Consider the following 21005-nt stretch of genomic DNA (forward strand, 5'->3'; position numbering starts at 1 on the left):
ACGCTGTATTTGGTTTTCTGGTGAGCCCGGCGTGCAGCCGCGCGTTAAGCGGGCAGGTGGTGCGATGGGCGGTGCTGGTGACAGGGACAGCAGCGAGAGCGCAGCGGGTCGCGTCTGCCCAATCACCGAGTCGGTGTTGCACGGCGCAGCTCGTGCACGTGGTGCTGGTGTGCGGTTCAGGGCCTCTTCTTTGGTGACTTTCTTCTGGCCCCGCAGAAGAAAGTTACCCCGCTGCCGGGCGGGACTCCCGGCAATGCAGCGAGCAGACACGCTCTACGCAAAAGCAACCAATAACAAACCACCGATCAACCCAAACTCGAAGTCACCCACGGCCCCGTCAGCCCATCCAGCTCACAGTCCCACAACGCCTGCGCATCCATCTCATCGACCACGCCCTCGCCGTACACCTTCAAAGCCAGGCTGCGCAGCATGATCACCATGCCCCGCACAAACGCCGCCCGCCCCGCCTCGCCGGCAACCCCCAGCAGCACCGAAGCATCCAGCTTCACGTAGTCCAGCCCGGCTTGATAGAGCTTCTCCACCTGCGCCAATCCCGCGCCGGCATGCTCCAGCCCCAGCTTGACGCCCAACGGCCTCAACTGGCGGCCGAACTCCAGCAGACGCTCGAAATGCTCGGTTGCGGCAGCCTCGGCCAGGTCCAGCAACAGCGAGCGCGCCGGCTGCGGCCATTGCGCCAGCAGCTCGCGCAGTTGCGGCAGGAAGGCCGCGTCGGCCAGCGACACCGGCGCCACATTGATGCAGCGCGCCTTGCCATCAGCAGCGATGGCCTGCAGGGCCAGACCGACGGCGAGCAGGTCGACATGCGCCGTCATGCGCGCCCGCACGGCCAGCGGCAGCCAGGCCGTGGCAGGCTGGAAATCTTCATCGAGGCGCAGCTGCAGCGGGCACTCCAGATGCAGCACGCGGCCGGCGCGGTCACGCACCGGGAACTCGACCAGGCGGCCACGCTGCTGGCTGACGGCCTCCTGCAGCTGGGCACGCCACAGGCCCTCGCCCTGCTCGCGGCCAATGCCGGGGTCGGCCACGATCTCGACGACAAAGCCACCACGCGCCTCGCTCTGGTGCTCGGCCCGGGCCAGCGCGGCATCGGCCTCGCCCAGCCAGACGTTGCTCGGCCGCTCGCGCGGCAGCTCGACGGCGCCGAGCGCCACCTGCACACCGGGCCCGAAGGCCGGCAGGCTGGCACGCAGCGCATCGGCCAGCGCATGGGCCGTCTCGGCGGCCACGCCCTCGGCCGGCAGCCACAGCGCGAAGTCGCCGCCGTTCAGGCGGCCGACGCGGCAACCGGCCACCGACTCGGGATAAGCCTGCAGGGCCGAGACGACGGTCAGCAATACATCGTCGACAGCGCCCCGGCCCAGGCGGGCATTCAGGCCGGACAGGTCACGCAGGCGTACCAGCACCAGGCCAGCCACCGCCGGGCCGTCGTCGCGGCGCAGGGCCGCGTCCAGCTCGGCCAGGAAATGCTTGCGGGTGGAGACGCCGGTCAGCGGGTCGTGGTGCACCTGCTCGCGCAGCACCAGCAGCTGGCCGGCCTGGGCCTCGAAGAGGTCGCGCACGCGCTGCACCATCGCGTTCATGGCGCGGGTGAGGCGCTGCAGCTCCGGCACGCGCGGCTCGACGACCTGGCCATAGCTGCCGGCAAGCACGCCCTCGGCCTGGGCCACGGCGGCGTCCAGCGGGCGGCGGATGCGCCGCAGGCCCGCCCAGGCCAGCACGGCGGCGACGATGCCGACGATGAGCAGCCAGGCCAGCAGGCGCCGCGAGGTCAGCCACAACGCGTCATGGGCGTAGCTGGAATGGCTCTTCAGTTCGACCGCACCGATGGCGTTCCAACCGTTGGACAGCTGGGCCACACCGGACGCGGCTTCAATGGGCAGCATGGCGCGGAACCAGGCCGGCGCCTGGCCCGGGCGCGGCGCCTCGGCACGCTCGAACAAGGTCTCACCATTGGCGCCACGCCAGCGCACGAATTCGTAGGCGCCGGTATCGAACTGGGCCGACACCAGCAACTTGATGAGCTCACGGTCGCCCTGCTGCTGCGACAGGGCGAGGGCCAGGGCTTGGGCGTTGTCGGCGTTCTTCAGCTCCAGTTGGGTGTGCATCAACTGCCGCGCGGAGACCATGGACAGGCCGACCGCGCCCACCAGCGCGGCCAGCACCACGCCAAGCACCAGCCAGGCGATCTGCCGCATCAACGACATGTCTCACTCCCGTTCACAAGAATCCCTCTGCTCTCACTTTGGCCACCAGCTCGCGCCACAGCGACAGGCGCGCCAGCGGGTCACCCGCCGTCACCTGGCCCACGCCCTGCCACAGGCCCTCGGTGTTGAAGCTGAACACCGGCGTCAGGTCGGTGCGTTGCGACGCGGGCAGCACCTCGGGCCGCAGGTTGTCCAGGATCAGCGGCTCGGCGCCCGGCTGGGCATAGTAGGCCAGCACCATGTGGGCGAGCGACTGGCCCTGCAGCCGCGCCCGCACATAGACCATCCTCAACTTGGCCGTCGGCACGCCCGTGGCCGCCAGGCCGAAATATTTGGCGATGGCGTAGTCCTCGCAGTCGCCGGCGCGCTTTTCCAGGCTTTCCAGCGGCGAGGCCCAGTAGTCCGGCAGGTTCCAGGTGACGGCGTCGTCCTTGAAGGCCAGGCGGCGGTTGAAGAAATCGTTGATGTCCTTGAGCCGCTGCAGCTCCTCGCTCACGCCGCTGCGCTCGATCTGCTGCACCAGGGCCTGGGCCTGCTCGACGACGCGGGGACCGCGGGCGGCGGCAGCTTCCAGCACACGCGCCGCGTCATAAGCCGCCAGCGCCAGCACCGGCCCGGCCACCAGGACGGCCAACCACCACCGATGCCGACGAAGGGCGAAAGCGACGCGAGGCGGGGAAGTGGGCAAGATTGACGGCGGGCTGCAGTTGAATTCACTGTACCCGGCTGGCACATGTCCGAAGCGCCATAAGATTTTTGGATGATGCAGAACCCGGCACCTTCCCACGACCTGCGTACTCGTGCGCAGCAGATCCGCGACGACATCGACCAGTCGCGCCGCCGTGGCCCCCTGCAGCAGATCCAGATCCCGCCCTGCCCCGAGTTGCTGGCGCAGTTGCAGCAGGCCATGAACCAGCCGGAACCCGACCTCAACCTGGTCTCGCGCATCGCCTCCAGCGACGTGGCCATGGCCGCCACGCTGCTGCGCATTGCCAACGGGCCGCTGTTCAAGCCCGTCGGCCTGCCCTGCACCACCGTCGGCCAGGCGATGACGCGCATCGGCCTGCGCGAGAGCGTGGCCGTCATGACGGGCTTCCTGGCCCAGCACGCCATCCCCGTCAACGCGCCACAGCTGGCGCGCTTCTGGGAGCGCAGCACCAAGCGCGCCATCGCGATGGCCATCATTGCCCAGCAGCTGCCAGGCCTGTCGCCTGACCTGGCGCACAGCTTTGGTCTCTTCCTGCACGTTGGCATGCCGGTGCTGATGCAGAGCGTGCGCGGCTATGCAGCCACCATGGTGGAGGCCGGCGCTCGCATCGACCGCCCCTATATCGCCACGGAAAACGCCAACCACAAGACCGACCATGCCGTCGTCGGCGCGCTGGTCGTGCGCGTTTGGAACCTGCCGGCGCCGCTGATGTCGGCCATCCGCCTGCACCACGACTTCGCGGCCCTCGGCCACGACGGCATTGAGCCTGAGATCCACACGCTGATCGCCGCCGGCCTGATCGCCGAGCATCTGATGCGCCGACACGAAGGCCTGCCCGAGGACGCCGACTGGGCCGGCCACCACCAGGCTGCGATGGCCTGGCTGCACATCGACTGGGAAGAGCTGGCCCAGTGGGAAGAGGCCATTAGCGCGCAGTTCGATGCGGCTTAGGTTCCCGCGCCTGCGTGTCATCGTGCTGGTCGCCATGGTGGTGGCGGCACTGGCTATCGTCGGCTGGTGGGCGTTCGGCCCGTCCGGCGTCGCCGTCGAGTTGACCAAACGCAGCTGGCGCATGGAGATCATCGTCGAGCGGCTGCGTTCCGAGTCCGGCTCGGACTGGTGCGACGAGCTTCCCGAGGGCGCTTTCGACATCAGCCGCCGCACCATCGCCGATCCCACCGGCAAGCGCGCCGAGCCGGGCGAGCATTGCCGCTACAACGTCCTGGCCTGGCGCCGCAGCTGGATCGTCAAGAACGAGGGCGGCCCCGGCGAGCGCCCCGACTGGCCGCGCCCGCCGCTGCGCATGGCGCCACCCGGCCAGCCCGGCAGCGAGCGCCTGAGCAAGCGCGAAGCCTATTTCGAGATCGAGCTGCGCGACCGCGAGGACCATGCCTGGGTCTGCCGCGTCGACGCCGAGCGCTGGAAGCAGCTGCGCGTGGGCATGCGCTTTCGGATCCCGGTGGACCGCTTCGGCACGGCGAACTGCCCGGCGATGTATCCGTCGAATATCTAGGCCTTCGCCGCCTTCCAGCGCTTCAGGATCTCCGCCTCCTGCTCGGGCGTGAAGGCCATCTTCGTGCTACAGGGCGCAGCAGCACCAGTCGTTGCAGTCGTGAGGTCAGCGCCGTCATGGCGCGATTGGCGCACCGGTGGATTGCCAGGGCGATTCGTCACGGTGGGTAAGTCCGTGACGCGCGGCATGGGTCAGCGCTTGTCCGGCTGCGGGCTGCGCCCTTCGATCAGCGGCAGCAGCGCTCGCGTACCTTCGTACAGATGCTCGAACAGCTTCTTGACGCGGGGCACCTGGCGCAGCTCCACGCGGGTCAGCAGCCACAGCTCGCTGCGCCAGTCGCGCGGCGGATCGAACACGCGCTTCAGCTCCGGGTCGGCATCGCCGAGATAGCAGGGCAAGGCACCCAGGCCCATGCCGGCGCGCACCAGCTGGCGAACCTGGGCCAGGCTGTTGGTGCGCACCGCCACCTGGCGGCCCAGTCCCTGGCCCTCCAGCCAGCGGGCCGATGCCAGGTGGGCCAGGTCCTCGTCGACACCGACCCAGGGTTGCAGGTCCAGGGTCTCGGCGCTGACGCCGCCCAGCTTGCGGGACGCATAGACCGTCGCCTCGACACGCGCCAGGCGGCGCCCCACCAGCGACTCCGGCGGCGGGCCGCCGGAGCGCAGCGCGACATCGGTCTCGCCCTGCTGCACGTCCAGCAGCGCGTTGCCGCTGCGCACCTGCAGCTGAACCTGATGCCGGGCCTGGTAGCTGGCCAGCAGCGGCGGCAGCAGGGCCTGCATCCAGGTATCGGCCGCGCTGAACCTCAACAGACCACCGGGCCAGGCCTGCCGCCCCCGCAGGCTCTCGGTCACGACATGCAGCTCACGCCCCATGCGGCGCGACAGCTCGACCAGCTCGGCCCCGGCGCGCGTGGCCACATAGCCGCCGCGCAGGCGCTCGAACAGCCGCAGGTCCAGCTTCTGCTCCAACGCCCGCAGCCGCCGGAACAGCGTCGCATGGCTCAAGCCACCCGCGCCGGCCGCCTTGGCCAGGCCGCCATGCTGGGCGATCAGTTGCAGCAGGCGCAGGTCGTCCCAGTTCAGGTCGTTGATGATGGGCGCTGTCATGGTCATCAATTTTGCAATGCCAAATTGCAAATTCGCACACGCAGGAGGCTCAGTGCGTTCCTAGACTGCAGGCCTTCCCAGCACAACAAGAAACCACGCCATGTCGATGTACGAACAGCTTCCCTTCCAGCCCGCCAACCGTGGCGAGATCGACCGCGTGGTGGCCGACTTCCCGCTGGCCACCCTCGTCAGCGCCGACGAGGGCCGGATGCTGGCCACGCCGCTGCCGTTGATCCTGGAGCGCGATGCGGCCAGCGGCGAAGCGCGGCTGATCGGCCATCTGTCGCGCCGCAACCCGCAGTTCGCCATGCTGCAGCGCCAGCCGCGGGCGCTGGCCACCTTCACCGGTGCGCAGGGCTATATCGCCAGCAGCTGGATGAGCAACCGCCGCTACGCGCCGACCTGGAACTACGAGTTCGTCCAGTTCGAGCTGGACGTCAGGATCGAGGACAGCCCGGAGCAACTGCTGCGTGCACTGGATCTGTTGAGCGCCCATGTCGAAGCGCCCTTCCCCAAGCCCTGGCGGCCGGCCGAGATGGGGCCGCGGCTGGAGCAACTGGCGCAGTACATCGTGCCCTTCAGTGCCCGCATCATGGAGACCCGCGCCCAGTTCAAGCTGGGCCAGGGCGACCCGGCCGATGCGCGGGCCGACGCCTACGCTGGCCTGTCCCGCTACGGCGGCCATCAACTGGCCGCCGCGATGCGGCGGCATGAAGAGCTGGTGCGGGAGGCCGCGCGCTAGGGCTCGGGTCTCACCGCCCTCAGCATCTGCTGCCACAGCGGCGCATAGGCCGCGTTGGCAATGCCTTCGCCATGCGGCTGGCCGCCCGGGCGCAACGGCAGGTCCAACGCATGAACCTGGGCCGGCGGGATCCCCAACAGGCGATAGCTTTGCGCCAGCAGGTCGGCGGCCGTCTCCTGCACGTGGTAGGTCGCATGCCAGCGTTCGGGCGGCGTGACGCTGGCACGGCGATACCAGCGGGCCAGGTCGCCGCTGGCCTCGCGGTCCCAGCCGCCCGAGAAGTCCAGCACGCCGGCCACCGAGCGCGTTTTGGCGATGAAGGCGGCCATGCCGCCGCCTTGGGACTGGCCAGCCAGCACGATGCGGCTCCAGCGTGGCTCATCGCCATCAAGGTAGCCGACCCATTGGCCCGCCGGATCCTGCTCGGCCAGATGGCGCAGCAGCCGGGTGAGCCGCGGCACGATGGCATCCTCGGGCCGGTCGTCAATGGGCGCCGCGGTCGCATCGCCCCACACTCGTTGTTGGCGGAAGGCCGCGGCGCAGGTCGGATGGGCCTGCAGCCGCGGTCCCTTGCAGACCTGCGATACGGCCACATCGTCCAGATAGGACAGGCCGACCAACCGGAAGCCGGCGGATCGCACCGCCTGGAAAAGGCCCTTCGGCCCGCTGGCGGGATGACCGTTGGTACCTGGCAACCAGACAAGCAGGGGCTCGGTCACCGCCGGGTCGTAGACCACCCAATGCGGCGACTCATCGGCCTTGAGCCGCGCATCGGCGGCCTGCGGCGCGACCCGCAGCGAACGTTCCTCGGCCTGTGCCGAGAGCGCCAGCAGCAACGCCGCCCCCAGCAACAGACGACGCATCGCTGCTTACTTCTTGCGCACCGGCGGCACGTCCGTGCAGGAGCCGTGCGCCACTTCCGCGGCCATGCCCAGCGACTCGCCCAGCGTCGGGTGCGGGTGGATGGTCTTGCCGATGTCCACCGCGTCCGCGCCCATCTCGATGGCCAGCGCGATCTCGCCGATCATGTCGCCGGCATGCGTGCCGACGATGCCGCCACCGATGATGCGGTGGCTTTCCTCGTCGAAGAGCAGCTTGGTGAAGCCTTCGTCGCGGCCATTGGCGATGGCGCGGCCCGAGGCCGTCCACGGGAACAGGCCCTTGGTGACCTTGATGCCCTTGGCTTTCGCCTCGTCCTCGGTGATGCCCACCCAGGCCACCTCGGGGTCGGTGTAGGCCACGCTCGGAATCACGCGGGCGTCGAACTGGCTCTTCTTGAGCTTCTCGTCACCCAGCAGTTCGCCAGCGATGACTTCCGCCGCCACGTGGCCTTCGTGCACCGCCTTGTGGGCCAGCATGGGCTGGCCGACGATGTCGCCGATGGCGAACACGCTGGGCACATTGGTGCGCATCTGCACGTCGACCGGGATGAAGCCACGGTCACCGACGATGACGCCCGCGTTCTCGGCGCCGATCTTCTTGCCGTTGGGCGTGCGGCCCACGGCCTGCAATACCAGGTCGTAGCGCTGCGGCTCTTTCGGGGCACCCTCGCCTTCGAAGGTGACCCAGATGCCATCGGCCTTGGCCTCGGCACCGACCGTCTTCGTGTTCAACATGATGTTGTCGAAGCGGTGCGCGTTGAACTTCTGCCAGACCTTGACGAGGTCGCGGTCGGCGCCGGTCATCAGCGTGGGCAGCATTTCGACGACGTCCAGGCGTGAGCCCAGCGTGGAGTACACCGTGCCCATTTCCAGGCCGATGATGCCGCCGCCGACGATGAGCATCTTCTCGGCCTCGACCTGCATCTCCAGCGCGCCGGTCGAGTCGACGATGCGCGGGTCGTCAGGCAGGAAAGGCAGGCGCACAGCCTGCGAACCGGCCGCGATGATGAGGCGCTTGAAGGCCACGGTCTGGGCCGCGCCGGTCTTGGCCTGGCCCACGGCGCCTTCGGTCGCTTCGACCTTGAGATGTTGCGCGTCGATCAGCGAGCCGACGCCGCGCAGCACGGTTACCTTGCGCATCTTGGCCATCGCCGCGAGACCGCCGGTCAGCTTGCCTGTCACCTTGTTCTTGTGGGCGCGGAGCTTGTCGATGTCGACTTCCGGCTCGCCGAAGGCCACGCCAAGGTCGGCCATGTGGCTGACCTCGTCCATGACGGCCGCGACGTGCAACAGCGCCTTGGACGGGATGCAGCCGACGTTCAGGCAGACGCCGCCGAGCGTTGCGTAACGTTCGACGAGAGCAACCTTCAAGCCGAGGTCGGCGGCGCGGAAAGCGGCCGAGTAACCACCGGGGCCGCCGCCGAGGACGACGAGGTCGAAGGCCTGGTCGGCGCTGCCCGAGTAGGTCGCGGCGACCGGGGCGGGTGCGGCGGCCACGGGTGCCGGGGCAGGCGCAGCCGATGCCGGCGCGGGCGCAGCGGCTTCAGCCGAGTCCAGCGTCAGCACGACCGAACCCTTCTTGACCTTGTCGCCGATCTTGACGCGCAGCTCCTTCACCACGCCAGCGGCGGATGACGGAATCTCCATCGACGCCTTGTCGCTCTCGACGGTGATGAGGCTTTGCTCGACCTTGACGGTGTCGCCGGCCTTCACCAGCACCTCGATGACGCCGACTTCGTCAAAGTCGCCGATGTCAGGAACTTGAACTTCCACGATTGCCATGTGTTCAGCTCCCGACTTAGAGCGCGATCCGACGGAAGTCGGAGAGCAGCGAAGCAAAGTAGACGTTGAAGCGAGCAGCCGCAGCGCCGTCGATGACGCGGTGGTCCCAGCTCAGCGACAGCGGCAGGATCAGGCGCGGCTGGAAGGCCTTGCCGTCCCACACGGGCTCGATCGAGCTCTTGCAGACGCCCATGATGGACACCTCGGGCGCGTTGATGATGGGCGTGAAGTACTTGCCGCCGATGCCGCCGAGCGACGAAATCGAGAAGCAGCCGCCGCTCATGTCGGCCGGGCCCAGCTTGCCGTCGCGGGCCTTCTTGGCCAGATCGCCCATTTCCTGGGTGATCTGGAAGATGCCCTTCTTGTCGGCGTCCTTGATGACGGGCACGACCAGGCCGTTGGGCGTGTCGGCCGCGAAGCCGATGTGGAAGTAGTTCTTCAGCACCAGCGTGTCGCCGTCCAGCGAGCTGTTGAACTCGGGGAACTTCTTCAGCGCCGCGACGGCCGCCTTGATCATGAAGGCGAGCATCGTGACCTTGATGCCGGCCTTCTCGTTCTCCTTGTTCAGCTGGACGCGGAAGGCTTCGAGGTCGGTGATGTCCGCGTCGTCATGGTTGGTGACGTGGGGGATGACCACCCAGTTGCGGTGCAGGTTGGCGCCCGAGATCTTCTTGATCCGCGACAACTCCTTGCGCTCGACGGGGCCGAACTTCTCGAAGTCGACCTTGGGCCAGGCCAGCACGTTCAGGCCGGAACCGCTGCCACCACCGCCGGCGGGCGCGGCGGCCTTCTGCGCGGCAGTCTGGAGCTGCCCGGACATGACTGCCTTGACGAAGCCCTGCACGTCGCTCTCGACGATGCGGCCCTTGGCGCCCGTGCCCTTCACTTCGGCCAGCGGCACGCCCAGCTCACGGGCGAGCTTGCGGATGCTGGGCGAGGCGTGGGGCAGCTTGCCAGTCGGAGCAACAGGCTCGTGCGGCGGCAACGCCGCCGTCGGTACGGTCTTGGTCTCAGCCGGTGCGGCAGCTGGGGCTGCTGCGGCAGGCGCCGACGCGGCCACGGGCGCTGCGGCGGCCGGCGCAGGCGCAGGCGCTCCACCGGTTGCGGCCACGCGTGCCAGCGGCGAGCCCTTCTTGACCTTGTCGCCGACCTTGACGAGCAGTTCCTCGACGACGCCGGCGTGCGACGACGGGATCTCCATCGATGCCTTGTCGCTCTCGACCGTGATGAGGCTTTGCTCGATCTTGACGGCGTCGCCGACCTTCACCAGCAGCTCGATGACGGCCACCTCGTCGAAGTCGCCGATGTCCGGCACTTCGATGGTGACCGGGCCGCTGCTTTGCGCAGGGGCCGCCGGTGCCGGCGCGGGTGCTGCGGCAGGCTCGGCCGCCGGGGAGGGGGCTGCAGCGGCAGGCGCCGGCGCAGCGGCCGCAGGCGCGGCAGCACCCTCGGCTTCAACCATCACCAGCACGCTGCCTTCCTTGACCTTGTCGCCCACGGCGACCTTGATCTCCTTGACCACGCCGGCCTGCGACGACGGGATCTCCATCGACGCCTTGTCGCTTTCGACGGTGATCAGGCTCTGCTCGACCTTGACGGTGTCGCCGACCTTGACGAGCACCTCGATGACGCCGACTTCATCGAAATCGCCGATGTCGGGAACCTTGACTTCAACCAATGCCATAACCCATATCTCCAATGTTTGCGGATGTAGTGCCTTCCCAAGCGGCACCCGTGGAACTGGCTTTGCCAGGCCACTGGGTGCGCCCCCTCGAGGGGGAGGCGCGTCAGCGCCTCGGGGGTGGGCTATGCATACAGCGGGTTGATCTTGTTGGCGTCGATGCCGTACTTGGCAATCGCCTCGGCCACGCGCTCGACCGGGATCGCACCGTCATCGGCCAGTGCCTTCAGCGCAGCGACGACGATGTAGTGGCGGTTGACCTCGAAGTGCGCGCGCAGCTTGGAGCGGAAGTCGCTGCGGCCGAAGCCGTCCGTGCCCAGCACCTTGTAGGAGCGGCCCTTGGGGATGAAGGCGCGGATCTGCTCGGCGTAGTTCTTCATGTAGTCGGTCGACGCGATGACCGGGCCCTTGGTGTGGCCCAGCTGCTGGGTCACGAAGGGCACGCAGGCCAGCTCGGTGGGGTGCAGCAGGTTCCAGCGCTCGGCGTTCTGGCCGTCGCGGGCCAGCTCGTTGAAGCTCGGGCAGCTCCACACATTGGCGCCCACGCCCCACTCCTCTTCCAGCAGCATCTTGGCGACCTGGCTTTCGCGCAGGATGGTGCCCGAACCCAGCAGGTTGACGCTGACCGGCTTGCTGGCGTCGGCTTCTTCCAGCAGATACATGCCCTTGAGGATCTGCTCCTCGGTGCCGGCCTTCAGGCCCGGCATCGGGTAGTTCTCGTTCAGCAGGGTGATGTAGTAATAGACGTTTTCCTGGTCTTCCACCATGCGCTTCAAGCCGCGCTGCATGATGACGGCGACTTCGTGGGCGAAGGTCGGGTCGTAGCTCACGCAGTTCGGGATGGTGCCGGCGAGGATGTGGCTGTGGCCGTCCTCGTGCTGCAGTCCTTCGCCGTTCAGCGTCGTGCGGCCTGACGTGCCGCCCAGCAGGAAACCGCGCGCCTGCATGTCGCCGGCGGCCCAGGCCAGGTCACCGATGCGCTGGAAGCCGAACATCGAGTAGTAGACGTAGAACGGGATCATCACGCGGTTGTTCGTCGAGTACGACGTCGCCGCGGCGATCCACGAAGCCATGCCGCCGGCCTCGTTGATGCCTTCCTGCAGCACCTGGCCGGCCTTGTCCTCGCGGTAGTACATGACCTGGTCGCGGTCGACCGGCGTGTACTGCTGGCCCGCGGGGTTGTAGATGCCGATCTGGCGGAACAGGCCTTCCATGCCGAAGGTGCGCGCCTCGTCAACGAGGATGGGCACCGTGCGCGGGCCCAGTTCCTTGTCGCGCAGCAGCGTCGTCAGGAAGCGCACATAGGCCTGGGTCGTCGAGATCTCGCGGCCTTCGGCCGTCGGGTCCAGCACGGCCTGGAAGGTGGCCAGGTCGGGCACGTTCAGTTTTTCGTCGGTTTTGGCGCGGCGCTTGGGCAGGTAGCCGCCCAGCGCGTTGCGGCGCTCGTGCAGGTACTTCAGTTCCTGCGAACCTTCGGCCGGTTGGTAGAACGGGATCTTGGGCAGGTCTTCGTCCGACACCGGGATGTTGAAGCGGTCGCGCATCGCGCGGATGTCGTCGTCCTGCAGCTTCTTGGTCTGGTGGGCGGTGTTCTTGCCTTCACCGATCTTGCCCATGCCGAAGCCCTTGACGGTCTTCACGAGCAGCACGGTGGGCTGGCCGACGGTGTTGACGGCCTTGTGATAGGCCGCGTAGACCTTCTGCGGGTCGTGGCCGCCGCGCTGCAGGCGCCAGATGTCCTCGTCGCTCATCTTGGAGACGAGTTCCAGCAGCTTGGGGTGCTTGCCGAAGAAGTTCTTGCGCACGAAGGCACCATCGTTGGCCTTCATGGCCTGGTAGTCACCGTCGACGGTGTCCATCATGACCTTGCGCAGCAGTTCGTCCTTGTCGCGCGCCAGCAGCGGGTCCCAGTAGCCACCCCAGATCAGCTTGATGACGTTCCAGCCCGCGCCGCGGAACTCGCCCTCAAGTTCTTGAATGATCTTGCCGTTGCCGCGCACCGGGCCGTCCAGACGCTGCAGGTTGCAGTTGACGACGAAGATCAGGTTGTCCAGCTTCTCGCGCGCGGCGAGACCAATCGCGCCCAGCGATTCCGGCTCGTCCATCTCGCCGTCGCCCAGGAACACCCAGACCTTGCGCTTGCTCGTGTCGGCAATGCCGCGGGCGTGCAGGTACTTCAGGAAGCGGGCCTGGTAGATGGCCATCAAGGGGCCAAGGCCCATCGAGACGGTCGGGAACTGCCAGAAGTTCGGCATCAACTTCGGATGCGGGTAGCTGGACAGGCCCTTGCCGTCGACTTCCTGGCGGAAGTTGATCAGCTGTTCTTCGGTGATGCGGCCTTCCATGAAGGCGCGGGCATAGATGCCGGGGGCGCTGTGGCCCTGGATGTAGAGCAGGTCGCCGCCGTGCACGCCGTCGTCGGCATGCCAGAAGTGGTTGAAGCCGCAGCCCAGCATGGTGGCCAGCGATGCGAAGGAGCTGATGTGGCCGCCCAGGTCACCGCCGTCTTCCGGGTTGTGCTTGTTGGCACGCACGACCATCGCCATCGCGTTCCAGCGCATGTAGGCGCGCAGGCGTTCCTCGATCTCGATATTGCCCGGGAAGCGCTCTTCCTGGTCGGGCGGGATGGTGTTGACGTAGGCCGTGTTGGCCGAGAACGGCACCTCGATGCCGGCCTGGCGGGCGTGGTCGATCAGGGTCTCGAGCAGGAAGTGGGCGCGGTCGCCACCTTCTTCGCCGATGACGGCCGAAAGGGCATCCAGCCACTCACGGGTTTCCTGTGGGTCTTGGTCGTTCGCGGCGGCGCCGAGAAAGTCTTGCGGCTGGGCTGACATGGCCGTGTCTCCTAATAAATCCGCCTCTGCGGGCGAAAGTGGCAGTTCTAACAGGTGCGAGGTGCGGACCCAGGCCCGCGAGCGGGGCGGAGTGTCTCACAGGCTCGAGCACTTTCCCAAATGGTGCGAGGTGATTTCTTATTATGAAATCAACGAGGCCGGCGTCGGCCCGGATAATTGCGCATGCCCCCTGTCTCTGCCTCGCCCAACCGCAGCCAACGCTGGCTCGCCACGACGCGCCGCCTGGTCGCCACCTGGTGGTTCAAGCAGTCGCCGTCACGCCAGGACCGCCTGGCCACGCTGGGCCCGCTGATCTCGGTGCTGCTCTTCCTGGCGGCCATCATTTCGGCCTTCTGGTACCTGCGCAACGAAGAAATCGAACGCGAGACCGAGTCGGTCAAGCGCGACACAGAGATCGCCCAGCAGCAGATCCGCCTGCGCCTGATCGAGAACCAGGAGCAGCTCGTGCGCATCGCGCGCGAGGTCGTCACACGGCAGATCGACGCGCACGAGTTCTCGGCCCAGGCCCAGGCTTTTGCGCGCGAGCGGCCCGAGCTGACGCACGTGACCTGGCTGAGCGCCAAGCGCGAGCGCCGCAGCAGCGTCGGCGCGGCGGGCTTTCAGGCCGACGGGCTGATGTCGGCGGACGGCGGCGACCCGTCCATGCCCATGGCCAACCAGTCCAACGCCGCGGCCATCGCTTTCGAAGCAGCCAAGGACCGCCGCCAGCCGGTCTATTCGCCGCCCTTCGCCGATGCCAACGGCGTCACCGTCTTTCAGCTGCACATCCCGCTGATCGACCGCGGCGGCTTCGCCGGCGTGCTGATCGCCGAGTACACCGTCGAATCGCTGCTGCGCTATTACGTGCCCAGCGAAGTCGCCACCCGCCACAGCATCGCCGTGCTGGATTCGCGCGACCAGGTCGTCAGCAGCACCGTCACCCCCATGCCAGGCCAGGTGCTGCGCCGCGCCTCGCTGCTGCACGACGTGCCGCTGGCGCCGGCACTCAATGGCCTGGTGCTGCGCGGCCAGGGCTGGCGCACTTCCATCGGCCTCATCAACAACGCACTGTTCTGGCTGGTGCTGGCGCTGGCGGGCATGACGGTGTGGATGCTGCTGGGCACCTGGCGCCACATGCGCCGGCGCACGCAGATCCAGAACGCGCTGACGCTGGAAACCAACTTCCGCCGCGCCATGGAGAACTCCATGCTGACCGGCATGCGCGCCATGGACATGGACACGCGCATCACCTACGTGAACCCGGCCTTCTGCGCGATGACCGGCTTCTCGGAGGCTGACCTCGTCGGCCGCACACCACCCTACCCGTTCTGGCCCGTGGACCGCCGCGAGGAGAACGCCCGCCTGCTGCAGCAAGAGCTGCAGGGCCGCAGCCCGTCGGGTGGGGTGGAGGTCAAGATCCAGCGCAAGGACGGCAGCCAGTTCGATGCCCGCGTCTATGTGTCGCCGCTGGTCGACACCAAGGGCAAGCAGACCGGCTGGATGACCTCGATGACCAACATCACCGAGGCCAAGCGCGTGCGCGACCAGCTCTCGGCCTCGCACGAACGCTTCACCACCGTGCTGGAAGGGCTGGACGCCGCCGTGTCCGTGCTGTCTGTGCAGCCGCCCGAGCTGCTGTTCGCCAACCGCAGCTACCGACTGTGGTTCGGCGCAGACCCGGCCGGGCACGCACTGCTGGCCGGCGGCCATCTGCTGGGCACGACCAGCCGCCGCGGCGGCCTGGACGACGGCACTGACGAAGTCGATGACTATTCCGGCCTGCCCGCCGAGGCGCTGACCGAAACCGGCTCCGACCCGCGCGAGGTCTATGTCGAGTCCCTGGCCATGTGGTTTGACGTGCGCGCGCGCTATTTGCAATGGACCGACGGCCGCCTGGCGCAGATGCTGATCGCCACCGACATCACGATGCGCCGCCATGCCGAAGCGCAAGCCGCATTGCAGGCCGACAAGGCCCAGGTCACGAGCCGGCTGATGACCATGGGCGAGATGGCCTCCAGCGTCGCCCACGAGCTGAACCAGCCGCTGACCGCCATCACCAACTACTGCAACGGCATGGTCAGCCGCGTGCGCAATGACAGCATCGACAAGGATGCGCTGATGGCGGCACTGACCAAGACGGCCAAGCAGGCCGAGCGCGCCGGCCAGATCATTCACCGCATCCGCAACTTCGTGAAGCGCAGCGAGCCGCAACGCCAGCCCGCCAACGCCGCAGACATCGTCGAGGACGCGGTCGAGCTCGCCGGCATTGAGCTGCGCCGGCGCAACGTGGCCATCCATACCTATGTCGCCCAGCGCCTGCCGCAGCTGATGGTGGACCCGATCCTCGTCGAGCAGGTGCTGATGAACCTGCTGAAGAATGCCGCCGAAGCGATCGACAACGCCTCGCTCCCGACGTCGCGCCGCCACATCGAGCTGCGCGTCATCCCCAAGCACAGCGCCGAGCTGGGCGGCCAGATCGAGTTCTCGGTCACCGACATGGGGCCGGGTTTGCCCGATGAAGTTCTGTCGCGCATGTACGAGGCCTTCTTCTCGACCAAGGCCGATGGCCTGGGCATCGGCTTAGGGTTATGCCGGTCTATCGTCGAGTCCCACCAGGGCCGGATAAAAGCCGAGAACCTCTACAATGGCTCCTTGGTCGTCGGCTGCCGATTTGCATTCACGATTCCGGTCACCATCACCTCAGAACACCTGCGTCAGGAAGCCTCACCAGGCACTCCCGGCAGCGCTCAGAGAACAGAACCCACAGCACCATGAGCTTGATCCCCAAGAAGGGCAACGTCTACGTTGTCGATGACGACGAAGCGGTCCGCGACTCCCTGCAGTGGCTTCTCGAAGGCAAGGATTACCGGGTCAAGTGCTTTGATTCCGCCGAATCCTTCCTCGCCCGCTACGACCCCCGCGAGGTTGCCTGCCTCATCGCCGACATCCGCATGGATGGCATGACGGGCCTGGAACTTCAGGACCGCCTCATCGAGCGCAAGAGCCCCCTGCCCATCGTCTTCATCACCGGCCACGGCGACGTGCCCATGGCGGTGCAGACGATGAAGAAGGGCGCGATGGACTTCATCGAGAAGCCCTTCAAGGAAGAAGAGCTGCTGGCCCTGGTGGAGCGCATGCTCGACCAGGCCCGCGAAGCCTTCTCCAGCCACCAGGAAGCCGCCAGCCGCGACGCCCTGCTGGCGCGCCTGACGACGCGCGAAGCGCAGGTGCTGGAACGCATCGTCGCCGGCCGCCTGAACAAGCAGATCGCCGACGACCTCGGCATCAGCATCAAGACGGTCGAGGCGCACCGCGCCAACATCATGGAAAAGCTCAACGCCAACACCGTGGCCGATCTGCTGAAGATCGCATTGGGTGCCACGGCGAAGGCCTGACCTCCACTGACTACCGGAAGGCCGCTGAACTCTCAGCGGCTTTTTGCTTTCTGAATTTTGAACACGGCCACAGAGGCACAGGGACACAGAGAAATTCAAGGTTTCTCTCTGTGTCTCTGTGGCTCTGTGGCTTTGTTTTGCAGTTTCTGAACGGACCCACACTGCCATGACCGCCCAACTGATCGACGGCCTCGCCCTCTCCAAATCCATCCGCGCCGAGGTCGCCACCCGCGCCGCGGCCCTGACCGCCAAGGGCGTCCAGCCCGGCCTGGCCGTCGTCATCGTCGGCGACGATCCGGCCAGCCACGTCTACGTGCGCAACAAAGTCAAGGCCTGTGCCGACGCCGGCCTGCATTCGGTGCTGGAGAAGTACGAAGCGACGTTCAGCGAAGCCGAACTGCTAGCCCGCATCGATGCGCTCAACAACGACCCCAGCATCCACGGCATCCTGGTGCAGATGCCCCTGCCCAAGCACATCGACCCGCACAAGGTCATCGAAGCCATCGCGACGAGCAAGGACGTCGACGGCTATTCGACACTGAGCGCCGGTGAGCTGATGACCCAGCTGCCGGGTTTTCGGCCCTGCACGCCCTACGGCTGCATGAAGCTCATCGAGAGCACCGGCTTCGATCTGCGCGGCAAGCATGCCGTCGTCATCGGCCGCAGCAACACCGTGGGCAAGCCCATGGCCCTGCTGCTGCTGCAGGCCAATGCCACGGTCACCGTCTGTCACAGCGCCACGCCGGACATTGGCCACCATACCCGCCAGGCCGACGTCGTCGTCGCCGCGGTCGGCCGGCGCAACATGCTGACCGCCGACATGGTCAAGCCCGGTGCAGTCGTCATCGACGTGGGCATCAACCGCAACGACGAGGGCAAGCTCTGCGGCGACGTGGACTTCGACGGCGTCAAGGAAGTGGCTGGCTTTATCACGCCCGTGCCCGGCGGCGTGGGTCCTATGACCATTGCCATGTTGCTGGTCAACACGCTTGAATCTGCGGAACGCGTCGCCAAGTCTGCTTGATATGACAAATCCTCTGCTCTCCACTGCCGCCCTGCCCGACTTCGCGGCCATCCATCCCGAGCATGTGCAGCCGGCCATCCAGCAACTGCTGGCCGCCGCGCAGGTTGCACTGGACGAGGCCACCAAGCCCGAGACGCCGGGCGACTACGACGCGCTGTCGCGCATCCTCGATACCAGCACCGAGCACCTGGGCGCCGCCTGGGGTGCCGTGGGCCATCTGAACGCCGTCGCCGATACGCCGGCACTGCGCGAGGCCTACAACGCGATGCTGCCGGCCGTCACCGAGTTCAGCACGGCCATGGGCGCCAACGAGGCGCTGTTCGCCAAGTACAAGGCCGTGGTCGCCGCTCAAGGTTCAACGCTGAGCGCACCGCGCCAGCAGGTGCTCAAGCACGCCATCCGCAACTTCGTGCTGTCCGGCGCCGAACTGCAGGGCGCGGCCCGCGAGCGCTACGCCGCCATCCAGGAGCGCAGCGCTGAACTGCAGCAGCAGTTCAGCGAGCATGTGCTGGACGCGACCGACGGCTGGAGCTACATCGCCAGCGCCGAGGAACTGGCCGGCGTGCCGCAGGATGTGCTGGATGCCACCAAGCTCGACGACGGCGGCCACAAGCTCACGCTGCATTTCCCGGTCTACCTGCCCGTCATGCAATACGCGGAAAGTCGCGAGTTGCGCGAGAAGCTCTACCGCGCCTACGTGACCCGCGCCAGCGAGACGGGCAAGCCGGAATGGGACAACACCGCCGCCATGCGCGAGATCGTGGCCCTGCGCCAGGAAGAGGCCCAGTTGCTCGGCTATGCCAGCTTCGCCGAGGTGTCGCTGGCGCCCAAGATGGCCTCGACGCCGGAGGAGGTGAAGACCTTCCTGCGCGACCTCGCCAAGCGCGCCCGGCCCTTCGCCGAAAAGGACCTGGCCGAGCTGCGCGAGTTTTCCAAGGGGCAACCGCTGGAATCCTGGGACGTCTCCTACTGGAGCGAGAAGCTCAAGGAAGCCCGCTACGCCTTCAGCGACCAGACGGTGAAGCAGTACTTCACGGCCACCAAGGTCGTGCCGGGCCTGTTCTCCATCATCGAGCGCCTGTTCGACGTGTCCATCAGCGAGGCCACGGCGTCGGTCTGGCACGAGACCGTCAAGTTCTACGAGATGCGCCGCGGTGGCCAACTCATCGCCCAGTTCTATCTCGACCTTTACGCGCGCAACGGCAAGCGCCCCGGCGCCTGGATGGACGAGGTGCGCAGCCGCTGGCTCAAGCCCACGGGTGAGCAGCAGACGCCAGTGGCGCTGCTGACCTGCAACTTCGCCAGCCCCGTCGGCGACAAGCCGGCGCTGCTGACCCACGACGACGTCATCACCCTCTTCCACGAATTCGGCCACGGCCTGCATCACATGCTGACGCAGGTGAACGACCTCGGCGTCTCCGGCATCTCCGGTGTCGAATGGGACGCCGTCGAACTGCCCAGCCAGTTCATGGAGAACTTCTGCTGGGAATGGGACGTGCTGCAGCAGTTGAGCGGCCACGTCGACAGCGGCGAGCCGTTGCCGCGCGAGCTGTTCGACAAGATGACCGCGGCCAAGAACTTCCAGAGCGGGCTGATGACGCTGCGCCAGATCGAGTTCGCGCTGTTCGACATGCGCCTGCATGGCGAGCCGGGCGCTGAGGCCGACGTGCAGAAGGTGCTGGACGAGGTGCGCGCCGAGGTCGCCGTGCTGATCCCGCCGGCCTTCAACCGCTTCCAGCACAGCTTCTCCCACGTCTTCGCAGGCGGCTATGCGGCGGGCTATTACAGCTACAAGTGGGCCGAGCTGCTCAGCGCCGACGCCTGGAGTGCGTTCGAAGAGGAAGGCGTGTTCAACGCCGCCACCGGCAAGCGCTTCCTGAATGAAGTGCTGGAGCAAGGCGGAGCGCGCGATGCCATCGACAACTTCAAGGCCTTCCGCGGCCGCGAGCCGAGGATCGACGCACTGCTGCGTCATCAAGGCATGAGCTGAACGCGAAAAAAGTCTCACCGCCACGAGGTGGAGATGGGAATTCCACCCGCTTGAGGGTGGCCGCCCCACGGCGTGGCTCGTGAGAATTCGAGGCTCGTGACAACCCCTGAATCATGAGCATTCGAATCCTGACGGCGATCTTCGCGCTTTCCTGCCTCCCGCCTGCCGCCCTCGCGGCGACCTATCGCTGCGACGTGGGTGGCACCGTCCAGCTGACCGACAAGCCTTGCGTCGGCGCCAGCCCGCCGCCGATGGGCTCCATCGGACCGGCCCGCACGCAGACGTCCTATCAGCCGCGCCTGCCGTCGATGGAACAGGCCCCCGAGCATCACCGCTTCCTGAGCCAGCGCTGCGCCGAGCTCAGCGACGCCATCCGCACCGCGCCGTCCCGCGGCGTCAACTCGGGCACCACGAACGACCTGCGCCGCGAGTATTCGCGCGACTGCGCCGATGACGACCAGTACGCGCGCCGCCAGGCGAGCGATGCCAGGCGCAAGGAGCGCGACGGCCTGCAGGCCATGCGCACCGAGGCCGAGCGCTCGCGCGAGGAGGCCGATCGCCTGCGCGAGAAATGCATGGCGCTGCGCGATTCGCTGCGCAACCGCCGCGTCGAGAACGAGACCGAGCGCCTCAACAAGCGCGCCGCCGAAGACGCCTACAACGCCAGCTGCCTGGGCAAGTAGCGCTTCGGATCAGGGCATGAGCTGATGCCCTGATCGCCCGCGTCGCCGAGACTGCGGGCATGCGACGCCAGATCCTTTTCACCGCTGCCCTGCTCGCCCCTTTGTTGGCGTTCAGCGGCGGTGCCGTTTCTGCCCAAGGCCTCCTCGTCCACAACGCCCGCGGCCTCACGCTCGATGAGCAGGGCCGCGTCATCCGCTTCGACGCGATGCAGGTCGGCGCCGATGGCCGCGTGCTCGCCATCGGCAAGCTGAACGACCTGCCGGCCGGCGATGCGCGGCGCATCGACGCCGGCGGCCGCGTGCTGATGCCCGGCCATCGTGCCGACTTCATCCTCGTCGACCGCGACCCGTTGACCTCATCGCCCGCTGCCTTGTTAAAGACACGCGTGCTGCAGACCTGGGTCGATGGCAAGCTCGTGCATCAAACGGAGAACTGA

The 21005-nt window shown here is 67.2% G+C and carries 17 protein-coding genes; 9 read left to right on the top strand and 8 right to left on the bottom strand.

What is annotated here, in order from left to right; genetic code table 11:
- Nucleotides 1–305: 305 nt before the first annotated feature.
- Together ACXJLH_RS22750 and ACXJLH_RS22755 are read right to left on the bottom strand one after the other, a co-directional pair.
- Complete coding sequence (locus tag ACXJLH_RS22750) at nucleotides 306–2225, bottom strand: bifunctional diguanylate cyclase/phosphodiesterase (RefSeq protein ID WP_457446433.1); 1920 nt, start codon at nucleotides 2223–2225, stop codon at nucleotides 306–308.
- Between the two features lie 13 nt (nucleotides 2226–2238).
- The gene (locus ACXJLH_RS22755) at nucleotides 2239–2859 is read right to left on the bottom strand and encodes a transglutaminase-like cysteine peptidase (protein WP_457323484.1); all 621 of its coding nucleotides are present in this window, start codon (nucleotides 2857–2859) and stop codon (nucleotides 2239–2241) included.
- Between the two features lie 126 nt (nucleotides 2860–2985).
- Between ACXJLH_RS22755 and ACXJLH_RS22760 the strand changes: the two genes are divergently transcribed.
- Both ACXJLH_RS22760 and ACXJLH_RS22765 read left to right on the top strand, forming a co-directional pair.
- Entirely contained in the window at nucleotides 2986–3885 is a 900-nt protein-coding gene (locus ACXJLH_RS22760; RefSeq protein ID WP_457355960.1) for an HDOD domain-containing protein, read from the top strand.
- The gene (locus ACXJLH_RS22765) at nucleotides 3875–4447 is read left to right on the top strand and encodes a hypothetical protein (RefSeq protein ID WP_457323482.1); all 573 of its coding nucleotides are present in this window, start codon (nucleotides 3875–3877) and stop codon (nucleotides 4445–4447) included. The genes ACXJLH_RS22760 and ACXJLH_RS22765 overlap by 11 nt, the downstream gene beginning before the upstream one ends.
- Here the strand turns inward: ACXJLH_RS22765 and ACXJLH_RS22770 are convergent.
- Nucleotides 4444–4608: a hypothetical protein gene (locus tag ACXJLH_RS22770; protein ID WP_457391607.1), complete on the bottom strand. Its 165-nt coding sequence runs from the start codon at nucleotides 4606–4608 to the stop codon at nucleotides 4444–4446. The two genes, ACXJLH_RS22765 and ACXJLH_RS22770, sit on opposite strands and share 4 nt — an antisense overlap.
- Nucleotides 4609–4638: 30 nt before the next feature.
- Entirely contained in the window at nucleotides 4639–5556 is a 918-nt protein-coding gene (locus ACXJLH_RS22775) for a LysR family transcriptional regulator (protein WP_457446435.1), read from the bottom strand.
- 100 nt (nucleotides 5557–5656) lie between these two features.
- On the opposite strand from ACXJLH_RS22775, the gene ACXJLH_RS22780 reads away from it, so the two are divergent.
- Nucleotides 5657–6298 (top strand): FMN-binding negative transcriptional regulator, encoded by a 642-nt coding sequence (locus ACXJLH_RS22780; RefSeq protein WP_457446436.1) that lies wholly within the window; start codon nucleotides 5657–5659, stop codon nucleotides 6296–6298.
- Here ACXJLH_RS22780 and ACXJLH_RS22785 read toward each other — a convergent pair.
- From ACXJLH_RS22785 to aceE, 4 genes are all read right to left on the bottom strand, one after another.
- A complete protein-coding gene (locus ACXJLH_RS22785) occupies nucleotides 6295–7161 on the bottom strand; it encodes a BPSS1187 family protein (protein ID WP_457446438.1) in 867 nt (288 codons plus the stop codon). The two genes, ACXJLH_RS22780 and ACXJLH_RS22785, sit on opposite strands and share 4 nt — an antisense overlap.
- Nucleotides 7162–7167: 6 nt before the next feature.
- Complete coding sequence (lpdA, locus tag ACXJLH_RS22790; RefSeq protein ID WP_457446440.1) at nucleotides 7168–8961, bottom strand: dihydrolipoyl dehydrogenase; 1794 nt, start codon at nucleotides 8959–8961, stop codon at nucleotides 7168–7170.
- A 16-nt stretch (nucleotides 8962–8977) separates the two neighbouring features.
- The gene (gene aceF, locus ACXJLH_RS22795; protein WP_457446442.1) at nucleotides 8978–10645 is read right to left on the bottom strand and encodes a dihydrolipoyllysine-residue acetyltransferase; all 1668 of its coding nucleotides are present in this window, start codon (nucleotides 10643–10645) and stop codon (nucleotides 8978–8980) included.
- 122 nt (nucleotides 10646–10767) lie between these two features.
- A complete protein-coding gene (gene aceE, locus ACXJLH_RS22800; protein WP_056195024.1) occupies nucleotides 10768–13476 on the bottom strand; it encodes a pyruvate dehydrogenase (acetyl-transferring), homodimeric type in 2709 nt (902 codons plus the stop codon).
- 183 nt (nucleotides 13477–13659) lie between these two features.
- Here aceE and ACXJLH_RS22805 point away from each other — a divergent pair, with 183 nt between their 5' ends.
- The 6 genes from ACXJLH_RS22805 (at nucleotide 13660) to ACXJLH_RS22830 (ending at nucleotide 21005) form a co-directional block, all read left to right on the top strand.
- The gene (locus tag ACXJLH_RS22805; protein WP_457356159.1) at nucleotides 13660–16251 is read left to right on the top strand and encodes a PAS domain S-box protein; all 2592 of its coding nucleotides are present in this window, start codon (nucleotides 13660–13662) and stop codon (nucleotides 16249–16251) included.
- Nucleotides 16248–16871, top strand: a complete 624-nt coding sequence (locus tag ACXJLH_RS22810; protein ID WP_056195018.1) for a response regulator transcription factor — start codon at nucleotides 16248–16250, stop codon at nucleotides 16869–16871. The genes ACXJLH_RS22805 and ACXJLH_RS22810 overlap by 4 nt, the downstream gene beginning before the upstream one ends.
- A gap of 166 nt (nucleotides 16872–17037) precedes the next feature.
- On the top strand, nucleotides 17038–17895 hold the full coding sequence (gene folD, locus ACXJLH_RS22815) for a bifunctional methylenetetrahydrofolate dehydrogenase/methenyltetrahydrofolate cyclohydrolase FolD (protein WP_457320876.1): 858 nt from the start codon (nucleotides 17038–17040) through the stop codon (nucleotides 17893–17895).
- A gap of 1 nt (nucleotide 17896) precedes the next feature.
- Nucleotides 17897–19885 carry a M3 family metallopeptidase gene (locus ACXJLH_RS22820; RefSeq protein ID WP_457446444.1) on the top strand — a complete coding sequence of 663 codons (1989 nt, stop codon included), beginning with the start codon at nucleotides 17897–17899 and terminating at the stop codon, nucleotides 19883–19885.
- A 113-nt stretch (nucleotides 19886–19998) separates the two neighbouring features.
- On the top strand, nucleotides 19999–20568 hold the full coding sequence (locus tag ACXJLH_RS22825) for a hypothetical protein (protein ID WP_457446446.1): 570 nt from the start codon (nucleotides 19999–20001) through the stop codon (nucleotides 20566–20568).
- A 59-nt stretch (nucleotides 20569–20627) separates the two neighbouring features.
- The gene (locus ACXJLH_RS22830; protein ID WP_457446448.1) at nucleotides 20628–21005 is read left to right on the top strand and encodes an amidohydrolase family protein; all 378 of its coding nucleotides are present in this window, start codon (nucleotides 20628–20630) and stop codon (nucleotides 21003–21005) included.

This window comes from Roseateles sp. P5_E4, assembly GCF_054049255.1.

Bases quoted from the DNA above. Each gene is read 5' to 3' on its own strand.
- ACXJLH_RS22750 (WP_457446433.1), bottom strand. From the start codon at position 2,225: ATGTCGTTGATGCGGCAGATCGCCTGGCTGGTGCTTGGCGTGGTGCTG.
- folD (WP_457320876.1), top strand. From the start codon at position 17,038: ATGACCGCCCAACTGATCGACGGCCTCGCCCTCTCCAAATCCATCCGC.
- ACXJLH_RS22820 (WP_457446444.1), top strand. From the start codon at position 17,897: ATGACAAATCCTCTGCTCTCCACTGCCGCCCTGCCCGACTTCGCGGCC.
- ACXJLH_RS22760 (WP_457355960.1), top strand. From the start codon at position 2,986: ATGATGCAGAACCCGGCACCTTCCCACGACCTGCGTACTCGTGCGCAG.
- ACXJLH_RS22830 (WP_457446448.1), top strand. From the start codon at position 20,628: ATGCGACGCCAGATCCTTTTCACCGCTGCCCTGCTCGCCCCTTTGTTG.
- ACXJLH_RS22785 (WP_457446438.1), bottom strand. From the start codon at position 7,161: ATGCGTCGTCTGTTGCTGGGGGCGGCGTTGCTGCTGGCGCTCTCGGCA.
- lpdA (WP_457446440.1), bottom strand. From the start codon at position 8,961: ATGGCAATCGTGGAAGTTCAAGTTCCTGACATCGGCGACTTTGACGAA.
- ACXJLH_RS22775 (WP_457446435.1), bottom strand. From the start codon at position 5,556: ATGACAGCGCCCATCATCAACGACCTGAACTGGGACGACCTGCGCCTG.
- ACXJLH_RS22810 (WP_056195018.1), top strand. From the start codon at position 16,248: ATGAGCTTGATCCCCAAGAAGGGCAACGTCTACGTTGTCGATGACGAC.
- ACXJLH_RS22805 (WP_457356159.1), top strand. From the start codon at position 13,660: ATGCCCCCTGTCTCTGCCTCGCCCAACCGCAGCCAACGCTGGCTCGCC.
- ACXJLH_RS22825 (WP_457446446.1), top strand. From the start codon at position 19,999: ATGAGCATTCGAATCCTGACGGCGATCTTCGCGCTTTCCTGCCTCCCG.
- ACXJLH_RS22780 (WP_457446436.1), top strand. From the start codon at position 5,657: ATGTCGATGTACGAACAGCTTCCCTTCCAGCCCGCCAACCGTGGCGAG.
- aceE (WP_056195024.1), bottom strand. From the start codon at position 13,476: ATGTCAGCCCAGCCGCAAGACTTTCTCGGCGCCGCCGCGAACGACCAA.
- aceF (WP_457446442.1), bottom strand. From the start codon at position 10,645: ATGGCATTGGTTGAAGTCAAGGTTCCCGACATCGGCGATTTCGATGAA.
- ACXJLH_RS22765 (WP_457323482.1), top strand. From the start codon at position 3,875: ATGCGGCTTAGGTTCCCGCGCCTGCGTGTCATCGTGCTGGTCGCCATG.